This is a genomic window from Lentilactobacillus sp. Marseille-Q4993 (assembly GCF_951230165.1).
In the GTDB taxonomy this organism is placed as follows: Bacteria; Bacillota; Bacilli; order Lactobacillales; family Lactobacillaceae; genus Lentilactobacillus.
The window spans coordinates 1-14,746 of record NZ_CATNVB010000030.1; the positions used below are offsets into that span (position 1 = coordinate 1).

The window sequence follows — 14,746 nt, forward strand, 5'->3', positions numbered from 1 at the left end:
GGTAAGATGCTTGTAGTGGCTCATAGCTAGATTCCTTTCATGATTGTTTTCGCAAACATCATTTTACAGGAATCCAGCTATGGGTCCTTTTTTTAGTCACTGTTGCACTTAAATTGTAAATTCAAGTTGCAAAAAAAGAGCCGATGTTTTCGACTCTTCGAATCCGTTATTCACCTAAAGTTCCTAAAAAATGCCATCGTCGCTATCATCCTAGCCCCGAACCTAGCAATTCGCTCAGGTACCCGTCCCAATTTAAATTTAATTCCCGCTCCCTGGTACCAGTAACCAACATCAGACTTAATCACCAGCCGGCTTAATTTTGGATAATCGTGATTTAGAAATGCAATTATTTACAACTGTTTTCGTTTATCATCCTGCTGCCAATTCTCCTTTAGGACGAACTGACTTCTAGTGGTTCGATTGTAGCGAGGAAACTTTTGTCTAGTGCCTTTCCCCCTAGTGATGATTACTTTCTTGATTTTACCAACTCTCATTAGTGGTTGCCGATTCCGATAATATTCGCCATTAGGAATAATTATCAGCGATTCCCGCAACGCGTTAACCCAACGGTTAGGATCATTATCTAGGGACAGTGCCTTTTGAATATCTGAACTAAACTTTAGCGTTTCTAGTCTACCGTTAGCTCCTGGAATTTCAATTTTGGCAAAATAAACTGGTTTTGACAATTGTGGCTCCTGTTCTACTCATATTAGTTTGCAAATTATTATTGATAATAATAGCTTATTTTGAGGAATGGAGGAATAGTAAAATGGAGAAATATTGCTCGCCTTCTTATCTGCTACATAGCCAAAACCTGTTCGCCAAACCTGATTCCTACGTTTAACCATCTCACCTTTACAAACAATGATGCTGATAAATAACTGAGGACACCGAAAAGCTGCAGTAACAAATTTCAAAAAATGAAATTCATTACTGCAGCTTTGCTTTTATCCAACTACTTGCTACACGCAGTAACCGTCAGGACTGAGGGACATTATTCATGGCGCTCAGTTACTGTCGGTTTTGCGGGGGTGAGACAACGAAAGCATCTTCGTATGCTTTCTGTCCCACTCCCTCACACTCTACCCAAATCGGCTTCCCACCACAATCTTCTCACCTAAATAAAAATGACGACCGCGCACTTCGTTTGCTCGCTCGTCATTTTTAATTTAGTGCTCAAAGATTACCCGTGGTGTTCAGCACTCTGCTTACACCCTAAACATTCTCGCCGCCTTCACAGCCTGGGTCCACCCACTGTAAAGCTTGACTCTCTTTTCTTCTTCCATATTCGGTTCAAACAACCGGCCATCCTCAACCAGTCCCCTAACCTCATCAGTATCTTTCCAGAATCCAACAGCGAGGCCAGCCAACACAGCCGCCCCAAACGCCGTCGTATCCTCGTCAGATGCCCGTTGGATCGGAATATCCAATATATCGGCTTGGAATTGCATCAAATAGCGATTCCGAGACGCCCCACCATCGGCCATCAAACGAGGAATCTTCATCCCCGTATCACGTTCCATCGTATCAATAATATCCTTAGTGCCGTACGCAATCGATTGCAGCGTTGCCTTAACGAAGTCTTCCTTCGTGGTCCCACGCGTCAATCCAAACACCGATCCACGAACATCCTGGTCCCAGTATGGAGCTCCTAAGCCATCAAAGGCAGGAACAACATAGACATCATCATCCGAATCAGAATTCATCGCTGCTTGTCGAGACTCGGGAACACTTTCGACTAATCCCATACTATCTGCAAGCCAGCTCATTGCACTCCCAGCAGCAAAAATCGATCCTTCAAGAGCGTAATTCAAATGCCCATTAATATCATAAGCAATCGTCGTTAACAAGTTTTCATCTGATAACTCGGGCTTTTCACCGGTGTTCATCATAATGAAGGCACCATCACCATACGTATTCTTAACCATTCCAGTATCAAACGCGAGTTGGCCAATTAACGCAGCCTGCTGGTCCCCGGCAATTCCGGCAATTGGGACTTCAATCCCATAAAACTGGAAGTTTTCAGTGACGCCATAGACTTCACTTGAAGTTTTAACCTCAGGTAGCATAACAGCCGGAATGTTCAATAGTTTTAAAATATCATCGTCCCAACGAAGAGCATGAATATTGAACATCATTGTTCGGCTGGCATTAGAAATATCAGTTACGTGCAATCGTCCTCCAGTTAGTTTCCACAGAAGGTAGGTATCCACAGTACCAAATAACAACTCGCCCTTTTCAGCCCGTTCTTGTGCTCCTGGAACTTGATCCAGGATCCACCGAACTTTAGTAGCTGAGAAGTATGAATCGATAATCAGACCAGTCTTTTTGTGGAATAAGTTTGAATATCCCTTATCAACAAGATTCTTAGCAATGCCGGCGGTTTGCTTGGATTGCCAGCCAATCGCATTATAGATTGGCTCTCCTGTTTCTTTATCCCAGATAATCGTCGTTTCACGTTGGTTAACGATTCCAATTCCTTCGATATCCTCTGGGTGGACTCCAGCATCAATGAAAGCAGAAGAAATCACGTTTAACACTGACGTGTAAATTTCATTAGGGTCAGTTTCAACCCACCCACTGTGTGGGATAATTTGTTTAATTGGTTTGTAGGCCTCAATAACCTTCCGGCCGCTTTTATCAAAAATCATTGCCCGGGTACTTGTAGTCCCTTGGTCAATTGATAGTACATATTTTTCACGATCTGTGAGAGCTGACATTTATATTCCTCCAGTCGGTTAACGGCATTTATCTAAATCTTATCATAAAAAACCGTTTCGAATTATTTTCGAGTATATGTATCGACTTAAGCCAAATTTGTTCAAGTCGTTTAAGATTTGCCATTTCTAATTCCGCGATAACAAAAAGCACACCATGAACTATACCATAGTGTGCAAATCGTTGCAATCAAGCAGTTTGTAAGTTATTTTCAAACTAGACCAATTTACTTTTTAACTGAGACTAAAATATCTGTATTTTCATCCGGTGAAATCTTTTCGTCGTAACTAAAGTCAGCCTCTTGAAAATATTTTTTAATTTCACCATTGATCTCATCAACCGGCCGCTTATCTTCTTTTTGGCGAACGATAGCAATATCATATTCCTTAGTATCGTCATTGGTGTTTTCAAAATCATATGTAACATCGACGGTATTTAAAATTTCTTGGATCATTTGACGTTCAGTCATAGTTGTCCCCCATTTCAAATAAAATCTTCTACAATACAAATGTAGTCCTAATTTTAAAAATGTTAAGTGGTATAAGGCTGATTTTACCAAACTGTAAGATTTAGAAACCGCTATCTTTTATTAGGCTGTAACCTCGACATTGTTAATCATGGGTTGCTCTTTTATGCTATATTAATATAGTAAACTTTCAGACAGGAGACCCAGAGATTCATGGCGAAAACTAAAGACTTTAAACAACGACTTTATTATCTGTGTCTGTCGTTGATCATCAATTCTGCCGGTAACGCTCTGGCTATCTCCACCAACCTTGGTAGTGCCGTATGGACAGCGTCTGCCGTTAATTTATCCAAGACTACCGGGATTGCCTTAGGAACGACCCTGTTCGTTTACGGGGTCGGGGTCACGATTATGAATCAATTATTGATTGGTTACTTTGACCGGCGGCGATTCTTCTCCAACCTGATATTCACACTGCCATTTAGTTACATGGTCCAAGGTGCTCAAGCCATTTTCGACTGGATGGGGGTTCCCAATTATAACTTTTGGGAACGACTGATTCTAGACGTCATCGGGTTGTTTATGGTTGCGGTTGCCGTATCAATGTATTCACGAGCTAACTTGGTAATGCACCCCAACGACGACTTAGCCTACATTGTCCGGTTCAAGTTCGTTCACGGAAGTGCGATAATTTCCCAGTGGACAAGTTACGTCCCGCCACTATCAATTACTTTGATTTGTTACCTAATTACCCACAATCTGTACGCAATTGGTTTTGGAACCGCGTTTGCCCTAATTTTCCAGGGGGCAATGATGGGCTGGTCAGACACCCATGCCTTTCCAAAACTCAAGCATCACGTCGATCTTTAATGAAGGCTGAGATTAATTTCTCGGTCTTTTTTGTTTCGGGTAAATCCGGCCAGAGGACATAGTCATGAAAAGCATCGGTAAATTTATGACTCTTTACCGTCGTATCAACCGCCCGCTCAGCAACTTCAATGAATCTCTCCGTATCCGGAGATAACATTTCATTTTGGCTATAGAAAACCAGGAAGTTCTGGCCGCGCAGGTTTGCCGGGTCAAAGACATCATGTAGTTTGTACTCACCAAGTGAGTCTTCAAATTCATCACCGATTTGCTTCAGCACATCATAATCCAGAAAAATATCGTCTTCCGATTGGCGCTTAATCTTTTGGTCATGAAGTTTAGGGTCAAACCACGGGGAAATTAAGATAATTCCCGCCACCGACTCAAACGTTGCTAAAACACTTTCAACCGCAGGAATGGTTCCTGCCGAATCTGCCAAAATATAAGTTGGCAAATCTCCAGAGTTAGTAATCACTTCTTTGATAGCTCGCTGGGAAAATTGAATCAAATCAATACTCTTCGATTGGAATAAAAGTGGGTAATCAACAACCTTAATCGTTGCGGGAACCATGTCCCCAATCCTGGTAACCAACCGCAGCTGATCCTCATTCATTGGCACCGTCATTGCCCCACCATGAAAGTAGATAATTTGAGCAATTGGTGCTTGCTCTGGTTCAATCGTTACGATTTGACCTGTATCAATTTTAGCAACTTTGCCCTCGAATTCAGGCTGATTAAACACACTATACCGCTGATTTGGCTTCAAAAAGCTGTGACTTACATTGCTTTTGTACTGATTCTTTGCTAATTTGTTAAATTGGCGTCGCGCCTTGAAACTCATGGAATCACCCCATTTTTACTTAATTTTAGTAATGCTGATTTATAGGCATTTGTAATCGTTTACAATAATTTATCAGATAAGTTCACAAAAAGTTCACATTTTGTTCATTGTTTAGTAACAACTAAGCATTATATTTAAAACCGTAGCATAGGTAATGAGTTTGTTACTTGTGTTAGCGATAAATTAAATCCCCCTTTAATTTATTACTTTTATATTCATATTCTTCCCCTAGAATATAGGTATCTTGAAGGTAAGACATCCCCGTGTCTTATCTTTTTTATTTCGTTCATAAAAGTTTCACAAATTGAACAAAGATTAACTATATTTAGTGGGTAGTATATACAATATCGAAAGCAAAGGTTTTCGATACACATATAATAGAACAATTAATTATTAAATAATAATTCATTGTCCCCTTTATTTTAGATCTCCCCCGAAAAGAAGACTATATTGGTTAAAAGAAAAGGTTCCCCCGCCTTTTCTTTTTTTTGCGCAAAATTTGATGACCTTGATCTAATTGACAACTTTAATCTAGGAACCTGTCGTTATTAAAAATTGTTTGGAAAGTGGTCAAAATTGATCAGAATTGTCGAATTTCACTTCAAAAAAACTTTTTGCTTCAAATTTATAGTCCAATATACCCCATTCCATAAGGGTTTTGACGACATTCACAAAATGTTCAAACTTTCATCCTTTTTTCTTAATATCTGTTCTGTATATTAATAAGCATAGGAAAAGGGATGACTTAAATATTTCTTTTCTTACCCCCCAATAATACGTAATAAATTAATCCCCCGTTAGTTTATTATAAGTTTCATATTCATATTCCCCTCAGAATATAGACATATTTAGATAAGACACCCCCCTCGTCTTATCTTAACTTTAAAAAAATACCTTCAAGGTCCCCCCGACCTTGGAGGTTTTTTTATGCTTTCAATCAAGTCCAAGATCTCCTCTCACATTATCAAATCAAATTCTCTTTATATTCCAATAGTATATATTTGAATTATTCCAATTATTATGTTTAAATGAACTCGTAAACAGTAAATAAGGATTAATGATATTTTTTTGCCCAAGTTTGTGAAAAAATGAGCAGGAGGAATTTAACATGTTTGATAACACAATGACCGCAAAACAGAAGATGCTCCACGAAATGGTTGTCGACTTTACCGAAAACGAAGTTGCCCCATTTGACATGGAGATTGACCGGAAAGGTGACTTCACCGATGGTCTCTTTCAAAAGCTGATTGATACCGGATTTCTAGCATTGACGTTGCCTAAAGAGTACGGTGGTGCTGAATTCGATCCTATCGCTGTCGCCCAGACGATTAACGATTTGTCATACGGAAACGCTAGTGTTGGCGTTACCTTGGAGGGTCATTACAAGAGTATTGATCAATTGCTCTTATATGGGAATCAAGCTCTCCTCGACGAATACTTGCCAACTGCCTCACAAAGAATATTTGCATTCTCTAACACCGAGCCAAGTGGTGGTTCTAATCCAACTGGGATTCGGTCAACTGCCGTTAAGGAAGGTGATCACTGGGTCCTTAACGGGGACAAGGTGATGATCACTAACGGTGGTTTAGCTGAAGTTTATACCGTGCTTGTCAAGACCGGGGATAATGAATTTTCCTGTTTCGTAGTTGATAAGGATATGCCTGGGTTTACATTCGGTAAACGCGAAGACTTTATCGGCCTCCGCGGGACTCCAGTTGGCGAGATTGTGATGGACAACATTGTGGTGCCTGAATCTCACTTGCTTGGCAAACGGGGTCAGGGAATTGAAATCGCGGACCAAGCCCATGACGATGCCAGAATCCTTATGGGAGCCGTTCTAACTGGAATCATGGAACACGCTTTAAAGATTGCCACCGACTATGCAAAACAACGAAAAGCGTTGGACACCCCCCTAACCGAACTTCAGGTCATCCAAGAAAAAATTGCCAACATCGCAATTTCAAAGGAATTAACCAAGCTTGTTTACCAACAAGCAGCTATCAATAAGCAAAACCATCTCCCATATATGGAAGAAGCCGCAATGGCCAAAACGTTTGGTAGTCGTTCCGCAGTTGCCGCAGGTGATGATGCCCTTCAAGTGCTTGCAGGCTATGGTTACAGTCGCGAATACCCAATCGAGCATTTGATTCGGGACGCCAGAGCACTCGAAATTGCCGAAGGAACCGTTGAAAAAATGAGATCAGCAATCGCCAAAGCTGAGTTTGCTAAGTAGGAGGTCAAATCATGAAAATCGTAGTTGCAATCAAACAAGTTCCAAAAACTGATTCAGTTAAAATTGATGAAAAGACAAACAACCTCGTCAGAAACGGGGTCGAGGGGGTTATCAACCAGTTCGATAAGAACGCCATTGAAGCCGCCCTCCAAATTAAAGATGAAACCAACGCCGAAGTCATCGCCCTTTCAATGGGACCAAATGACTTTGAAACATCCCTCCGTGGTGCTCTTGCAATGGGAGCAGACTCAGCGGTATTACTAAGTTCTCGGGCATTCGCAGGTGCGGACACTCTTGCTACTGCAGCCGTCCTTGCATCAGCCATCAAAAAAATTGGTGACGTTGACCTTGTAGTATTTGGTCGCCAAGCCGTTGATGCCGATACTGGTCAGGTTGGTCCAATCGTCGCTGACAAACTAGATTTACCGCAAATAACATACGCATCATCACTCAGAGTTATTGGCGATTCACGAGTATCAGCGGTTAGCCTCCTCGACCACTCAGAAAAACGCATCAGTGCTCAACTGCCGGCAGTCGTAACAGTTAGATCTGAACTTAACAAGCCCCGCTACGCAACTCCTAGAAATATCATGCTTAGTTTTGATAAGGACATCACCGTTTGGTCTGAAAAAGATCTTGATGTTCCAGAGAACGAACTTGGTCAAGCAGGATCACCAACCATCGTAACCAAAGTTTACTCGCCTGAAAAAGCAGCTAAGCAAACAATGAATCTTGAAGGTGACCCAACAACCGTTGCTGAAAAATTAATCTCAGAATTATCTGCCAAGAACGTGCTTTAGGAGGAATCGATATGACTAACAATTTAGAAACCTGGGTTTACATTGAAAACCACTTTAATCACGTAGATCCCAGCAGCTTGCAATTAGTTACCAAAGCAAAAGAAATCAGTGATGGTCCCGTTGTGGCGGTAATCACAGAAACCCCTAACCAGAACTTGGAATCAGAGGTTAAACCATACGGTGCTGACAAAATCGTCATCATCAAGGATGAAGCCCTTAACGAAGCTAACGACGACACCATTGCTAACGCCCTAGTGGAATTAGCCAAGAAGGACTTACCTAACGCATTTCTATTCAGTGCCACCGTCACTGGACGTTCAATCGCCCCTCGAGTTCAATCAGAGTTAAAAACCGGTTTGACGGCCGACTGTCTTGATTTGCGATTTGAGGATGACCTACTGATTGCTTCAAAGCCTTCATACGGGGATAACGTGATGTGTGAAATCACCTGCCCTAAGACAAGACCCCAAATGGCTTCAGTTCGACCAAACACTTTTAAAGCAGTCGAAGCAACGCCAACCAGCGAAGTCGTAACGGCCAACCTTGCCGTTAAGGTTGACGACCGTATCACGATTGACACTGAAACCCCACTGGTTGCTGACGACACTAACATCAACTCCGCAACTCGCATCATCGCTTTGGGCCGTGGCGCTCAGTCCGAACAAGTAATTGCCCATGCCAAGGCGGTTGCTGCCCGAATTGGTGCTACCATTGCCGTTAGTCGCCCACTAACCGATTTGCCTGAGTTTAGTCACGAACAACAAATTGGCCAAAGTGGAAATACCGTTGCCCCAGAATTGATTATTAACCTTGGAATTTCCGGTGCTGTTCAGTATACCGTTGGAATGCAAAATGCCGACACTATCGTTTCCGTCAACACCGACGAAAACGCCCCAATTTTTGAATCATCGGATTATAAATACGTGGGTGATGCTGAAGAATTCCTCCAGGGGTTATTAAAACAATTATAATTGGTAGCTGATTCTGATATACTGATTTTAAAGACCAAAATTAAAATATTGGAATGATAATTATGAATATTGAACTATTTGTTCAGACTAGAAAACGATTGGGCTACTCCCAGGAAGAACTTTGTGAGGGAATTTGTACCCAGGCAACGCTAAGTAAGTTTGAAAAATCTGGTAAGGCTCCGGCCATCCGAATTCTCACCAAACTTTGTTCCCGATTGGGACTTACGTTAGACGATATTTTCCCAATCGTGCCACCAGCTCAGTCAGAAGCAATTCGAGTGCTTGATAAAGCTGAATTCAAACTGATCACTAGTGAGTTTGCAACGGCTGAAGAAGAACTAAAGACGATTGAATTATCTGACCTGCCCACTGATGGTAAGATGCAGTATCACTTTATCCAGGGGTTCTTAGCAGCTCTTCAGGATAAACCATTATCTGACAGCCTGTTCTCATTTGATCAGATTCTGAACGATTTGGACGACGCTCACAAGACAATATATTCGCAACTGGCATTCACCGGAATCGGGACTGCCTACTTTAGAAACGGTGATTTAGACAAGAGTGAATTCTATTTCCAAAAAGTGTTTGATGAGCTTCACTCATTACCACTGAATGGCGAAAAAGCAGTGTGGCGGGCTATGGCGATGATATTCTACACCGCTGACTACTTCGCCCACGCTGGTGACTTTGAGACCAGTGATTCATTACTAGTTTATGGTTACGAAGTTTGTGCCAATAATCACGTCACCTACTACCTTGCTCGATCCCTGTTCCGCCAAGCCCAAAATGCTCGGGAAGAGAAAAAGCCAGCAACCGAAATCACTGACTACCTGAACGATGCAAAGGCTTTTGCAAAATTAAATAAGAACCAAAAGTTACTGAAACGAATCGCGGAATTCAAAATTTAGTAATACAAAAAAGGCAATCCAACCGGATTGCCTTTTTGATTGCCACTATTTAGTTTTCCCTTCGCTTGAAGATTTTACCTAACCCGAATAATGAAGCTGCTAGTAACAATACCCCTATTACTGAGGTGCTTGCTGATTGTTTTTCACCGGTTTGTGGTAACTTACCCTTAACAAACTCAGGGTTAGTTTCATTATCACCGGAGGCATTACTATTGGCTGATGAACCATTAGTTAAACTCGTATATGTTGGGGTACCATAGGCATTCCTAGCATGATTTCTCAAGGATGTAAGTTTATACCCTGTAGTTGTTGGAGTGTTCGTCTCATCCCCTAGCGTGTTTGAAACACCAAGTTTCTCAGGCGGAACGTTTGTCTTGTTACCGGGTGTGTTTGGAACACCTGGTTTCTCAGGCGGAACGTTTGTCTTGTTACCGGGTGTATTTGGAACATTAGGCTCCTCTGGTGGCACATTGGTCTTGTTGCCGGGAGTATTTGGTACGTTTGGTTCCTCAGGGGGCACGTTTGTCTTATGACCCGGAGTATTAGGAACATTTGGTTCTTCAGGAGGCACGTTTGTCTTATGACCCGGAGTATTAGGAACATTCGGTTCTTCAGGGGGCACGTTTGTCTTATGACCCGGAGTATATGGTGGAACAACTGTCTTTTCTGGATTTATTTCAATTTCTGGCAGAAATGCGGTTGCGATTGGAATTTTTGTTCCGCTTGAATATGGTGGCAATGTAACCTCTGAAGGCTCATTAGTCAACTTTGGCAAACCAGCGACTTCAATGCTCTTGATCGTCTGCAAATTACCACTTTGCCCTCCAGTTAACGTATAAGTCGGGGCAAGCTTTGGTGTCGTCGGAACAGAGTTATCGCTTGTATTCTTCAAATAATAGAAATAAACTTGAATATTACTATTTTGACTGACTCCAGACCGAATTGGATTAGCAAAAAATTCTGCTAGTGGATCGTTAGTCGTAAAGCGATACGTTTGGTTCTTTTTAGTTATGACCGCATCACTATTAGAATTTTGAATAATTGAATAACCTACTAACTGATAGCCAGCAATTGTTTTCTTAATAGCCTCACCACCAATACCACCAGCTAAAATATTCTTCTTTTCATCCTTGGTGAAATCAAGTGATTGAGGATTATTCGGATCATATTTATGAACTATATAACCACTAAGAATTGCGGTATCATTGTTGAACGCATTATTGCCCCATGCCTTTTCATCAACTCCGTTACTATACACATTAACCGTCAAAGTGCCTGGCCTTGAACTTGATTTACTTGCTGTATAAGAACCATCCGTACTATTACCAGTCAATCCCTTCTTATGCAAATAATTAATTGCTGAATTATTATTACCAACAATCAAATTAGCCAGCGTCGTTACTAATGATTTATACTGATTATTAAAACCATTATTCCCCTCAAGAAAATCAGGAAATTTACTAGCATCATTTCCTGACTTATCGCTCTCAATCTTACCAGCCTTGATCGGACTATCCTTGTGACTATTATTATAGTCACTAACGGCTTTGGTGTATGCATCCTCAAGGGCTTGCAACCTTTGACCTTGATTTGCTACAGCTCCCTTTTCTAACGTCTGATATGTTTTACCATTTTCATCAGTTACGGCATCGACTGATTTTAGTTCGGTTTTAGTACCATTGACGGCATCAATATATGCATAACTCGTTTGAACCACTTTATTTCCAAGGGCATTCAAATCATCGGTGATGGATTGTCTATCCGTTGAAGCAACGCTATCAATCATCCTAATTGGCTTACCGTTTGAATCCAAGGACGTAGAGTCTTTATTGATTGCAGTATTCCAGGCGATGACTGCATCGATTTGAGCTTGAGCCTTGGTGTTGATGTCTTTAACTTTTTGCTGCAAAGCACTGAAAGTATTAGTGATCTTTTGAAGTTGAGTGAAATCCGTTATGTTCTTTGCCATATTAGCTGAATATGTCTTTGCGGTATCAGAAAATCCGTTGAGCTTTGCTAAACTATTTTTAAAGTTTGTCAACGCATCTTCATCATATGCTTGCTTAGTATGATCAACTTTAGCCAAGGCTGTTTTGTAAGCCTCTAAGGCTACTTGATAATTATGGATCTTTTTATAATCAAACTTATTTAGCACTGTTTCTAAAGCAGTTTGTGTGTCCTCTACAGTCTGCGTACTTTTTGTCAAATCATCTTCAGTAGTAGCTGGGTTTGACAGCTTAGAATTGTAGTTTTTGACGCTTTCATTCCATGCAGTCAAACTACTTTGTAATTGAGTTATTTCCCCATCTGATTTAGTCAAATCTTTGTAGATATCATTAGCTTTTTCATAAGCATTACGCTCCTGGTTGTTGTTAACGGCTTTAATTAACTGATCAATTGATGGACCTGCTTCAACTTCTCCGATCTTAGAATCAGCATGTTCACTATTATAGTTATCAACAGCTTTATTATAAGCAGTCCGAGCATTATCATATGCCGTCTTACTTGCGTTAAGGGCATTCGTATCTATTGCTACGCCCTTTTCAGCATTGGCCTTGATATCCTTCAGTTGCTTATTCAACTTGGCCAACGCTGCATTCAATTGCGCTTGCGTATCATTAACATCGGGTGCTCCCACAATCTTTTGGATTTGCTTATTGAATTGATCTGCCAATTGATCATACTTCGATAACGTTTTTTCTTGTTCAGTTCCATTCAATGTGACACTCTTGATGCCATTTTGATAAGCGTTGACGAGCTCATCAACTTTATCCTTCTTGGTAAGGTAAGTGGCATTGCTAGTTTTAATTTTCCCAATTAAAACATTGATTTCACTGGTATTGGCAGGATTTTTCTTTAGTAGATTGTTAAGCTTGTCAACCAACGCATTTACATCCTGAGCTTGCTTATTTGCATCAGTTGTTGCTTTATTAGTTTCGTCATATGAAGATGACTTCGTTACCACTTTGGATGCCGATAAAACTTGTGGGCTTGGCTTAGTTGATTTCCCAGTTTTACTATTATCAATAACCGTGGCTGATTTTTTATTTAAATCACTTGCTGGTTTTGCCGTCGTGGTTGATGTTAAATTACTATCTGTCTTCGTTGTAGACTTAGTACTTTTAACCTGTGATTTTTGAGTTTCGCGATTTGATGCAACATCTACGGTTTTGGTATTTGAAGCATTAGGTTGCTTCTGTTGATTACTAGTAGTTACCTTATTCTGAATCTGACTGTTACTACCAACTTGGTCGGTTGGTTGTGAATTAGCGTCATTCACAGACTTAGTAGCAACGTTCTGTTTAGTAGTCTGTGGATCCGTAGCCGGAGTCATAGCTTTATTTGCACCAGTAGATGTAATAGTCGGCGTGCTCGTTACAGACTTCGAGTTAGCCTGAACTTTCGACACTGTCGGTGTCGTGCTTGTTTGCGTATTATCAGCATGAACTCCTTGATCAAACGATAACAGAGAAGCCCCCATTGATAGCGTTGCTAATCCAGCAAACACCCACTTCTTACCGTCTTTATACATTTTATAATGAATTTTGGTATCCATTTGGTTGCCCAATTGTTTACCAGTCATTAATAATTACCCCCAATTTAATATTTTATGTAAAAAATTATTATTGCATAATTTTCTGCCCATGGTTATCCTAGTTCTTATTTCTCATAAATCAAGCTATTAGTTTTTGTCGATTAATACCAGATGCAAATCCAGAAACAATTTATAACTATGCCAACCAAAAAATACCACCAAAATTTCAAATTGAAATTAGGTGGCATTCCCTTATCTATTTAACTAAATTGCAATTGTTTCCTTTGGTTCTTGCTGTTCCCGCATCTTCTTCTCGTTTTGACGATGGTATTCTGCTAAATGAACCGCCTGGGTAACAAACTTATGAGTTGGGGCATTGTAGCCATACTTCTCACCTAGTTTAGCAATGTATCCATTGATGTAATCAACCTCAGTTGGGCGGTCGTTAGTCATATCTTGATACATTGATGGGTAATGCAGTGGCATATCAATTCTAGTGTTTCTCTCCAAGGCGATCATTTCTTCCTTTCGACTAGAAACAAGGTGAATGTCAGCTCTCGCACAAATATCATATGCTTCATCAATCAATTGGCGAGCCATCTGGTCAAAGCCACTAAAGTTACCAAACTCACCCATTTGAATTTCAAACATCGTACAGATGGTGTTGATAACTGAGTTAAAGATAACCTTGGTCATCAACGTTCCCATAAAGTCATCAGTCAAAGTTGGGTTCATGTGGCCCTTTTCAAGTTCATTGTACAGTTGCTTGCACATTGCGTCAGGTTTCTCGTTAAGTGGGCACATGTTCATCTTGCCGGCACCCGGTTTGCCCATGAAATCAACTTCACCTGGGCCAGGCAAAACAGTCGCAATCAAAGCAGTTCCACCAATAATCTTGTCATCATCGAAGTATTGTTGGAGCTTTTCAATATGGCCCATTCCGTTCATACAAGTAAATGCATAGTGCTTTGGTTTAAAGAAATGGGCACAGCGTTCAAGGTAGTCAGCTAACTGCATCTGCTTAGTGAAGAAAATAAACATATCAGGATCGTCATCGTAAGTTTCTGGAGTTTCCAATTTAATATCCACTAAGTGACGGTTCTCGTGATCACGCATTACGTAGACGCCACCTTGTTCACGAATCTTATCAATATGTGGTTGCCATGTATCAATAAAGGTAACGTCGTTGCCAGCCTCTTGTAGTAAAATTCCGTATCTAAGTCCCATTGCTCCTGCACCAATCATTGCAAATTTCATAATTAATCACACTCCGTCATTTAGTTTTCTCGTCAATTTCTAATAAAAAAAGCGCCCTTGAAAATTAATCCAAGGACGCTTCTGCGCGGTACCACCTAATTTACAGTCTATAAAAACTGTCACTTCAAGCACGGCCTTTTGGCGATGCTC

The 14,746-nt window shown here is 40.8% G+C and carries 11 protein-coding genes and 1 other annotated feature (1 of these 12 cut by a window edge); of the genes, 5 read left to right on the forward strand and 6 right to left on the reverse strand.

Translation table 11 applies throughout. From position 1 onward, the window contains the following. Window positions 1-350 precede the first annotated feature (350 nt). From QOW94_RS08965 to QOW94_RS08975, 3 genes are all read right to left on the reverse strand, one after another. The gene (locus QOW94_RS08965) at window positions 351-686 is read right to left on the reverse strand and encodes a DUF7679 family protein (protein WP_283680050.1); all 336 of its coding nucleotides are present in this window, start codon (window positions 684-686) and stop codon (window positions 351-353) included. A 522-nt stretch (window positions 687-1,208) separates the two neighbouring features. Then, window positions 1,209-2,720, reverse strand: a complete 1,512-nt coding sequence (gene glpK / locus QOW94_RS08970; RefSeq protein ID WP_283680051.1) for a glycerol kinase GlpK — start codon at window positions 2,718-2,720, stop codon at window positions 1,209-1,211. A 224-nt stretch (window positions 2,721-2,944) separates the two neighbouring features. Further along, entirely contained in the window at window positions 2,945-3,187 is a 243-nt protein-coding gene (locus QOW94_RS08975) for a hypothetical protein (RefSeq protein WP_283680052.1), read from the reverse strand. 210 nt (window positions 3,188-3,397) lie between these two features. On the opposite strand from QOW94_RS08975, the gene QOW94_RS08980 reads away from it, so the two are divergent. After that, entirely contained in the window at window positions 3,398-4,054 is a 657-nt protein-coding gene (locus QOW94_RS08980) for a YczE/YyaS/YitT family protein (RefSeq protein ID WP_283680053.1), read from the forward strand. On the opposite strand, the gene QOW94_RS08985 is transcribed toward QOW94_RS08980, so the two are convergent. Further along, window positions 4,032-4,892, reverse strand: coding sequence for an alpha/beta hydrolase (locus QOW94_RS08985; protein WP_283680054.1), 861 nt, complete (start codon window positions 4,890-4,892; stop codon window positions 4,032-4,034). The two genes, QOW94_RS08980 and QOW94_RS08985, sit on opposite strands and share 23 nt — an antisense overlap. 1,108 nt (window positions 4,893-6,000) lie before the next feature. Between QOW94_RS08985 and QOW94_RS08990 the strand changes: the two genes are divergently transcribed. The 4 genes from QOW94_RS08990 to QOW94_RS09005 all read left to right on the forward strand — a co-directional run bounded on the left by QOW94_RS08990 (window position 6,001) and on the right by QOW94_RS09005 (window position 9,804). Then, a complete protein-coding gene (locus tag QOW94_RS08990) occupies window positions 6,001-7,125 on the forward strand; it encodes an acyl-CoA dehydrogenase family protein (RefSeq protein WP_283680055.1) in 1,125 nt (374 codons plus the stop codon). An 11-nt stretch (window positions 7,126-7,136) separates the two neighbouring features. Beyond that, window positions 7,137-7,925, forward strand: a complete 789-nt coding sequence (locus QOW94_RS08995) for an electron transfer flavoprotein subunit beta/FixA family protein (protein WP_283680056.1) — start codon at window positions 7,137-7,139, stop codon at window positions 7,923-7,925. An 11-nt stretch (window positions 7,926-7,936) separates the two neighbouring features. Further along, on the forward strand, window positions 7,937-8,896 hold the full coding sequence (locus QOW94_RS09000; RefSeq protein ID WP_283680057.1) for an electron transfer flavoprotein subunit alpha/FixB family protein: 960 nt from the start codon (window positions 7,937-7,939) through the stop codon (window positions 8,894-8,896). A 62-nt stretch (window positions 8,897-8,958) separates the two neighbouring features. Then, entirely contained in the window at window positions 8,959-9,804 is an 846-nt protein-coding gene (locus QOW94_RS09005) for a helix-turn-helix domain-containing protein (RefSeq protein WP_283680058.1), read from the forward strand. 49 nt (window positions 9,805-9,853) lie between these two features. Here the strand turns inward: QOW94_RS09005 and QOW94_RS09010 are convergent, their stop codons facing one another. Then, a complete protein-coding gene (locus QOW94_RS09010) occupies window positions 9,854-13,387 on the reverse strand; it encodes a KxYKxGKxW signal peptide domain-containing protein (protein WP_283680059.1) in 3,534 nt (1,177 codons plus the stop codon). A gap of 216 nt (window positions 13,388-13,603) precedes the next feature. After that, the gene (locus QOW94_RS09015; protein ID WP_283680060.1) at window positions 13,604-14,596 is read right to left on the reverse strand and encodes a ketopantoate reductase family protein; all 993 of its coding nucleotides are present in this window, start codon (window positions 14,594-14,596) and stop codon (window positions 13,604-13,606) included. A gap of 68 nt (window positions 14,597-14,664) precedes the next feature. Then, window positions 14,665-14,746, reverse strand: a binding site (T-box leader); it runs 151 nt beyond the window's last position.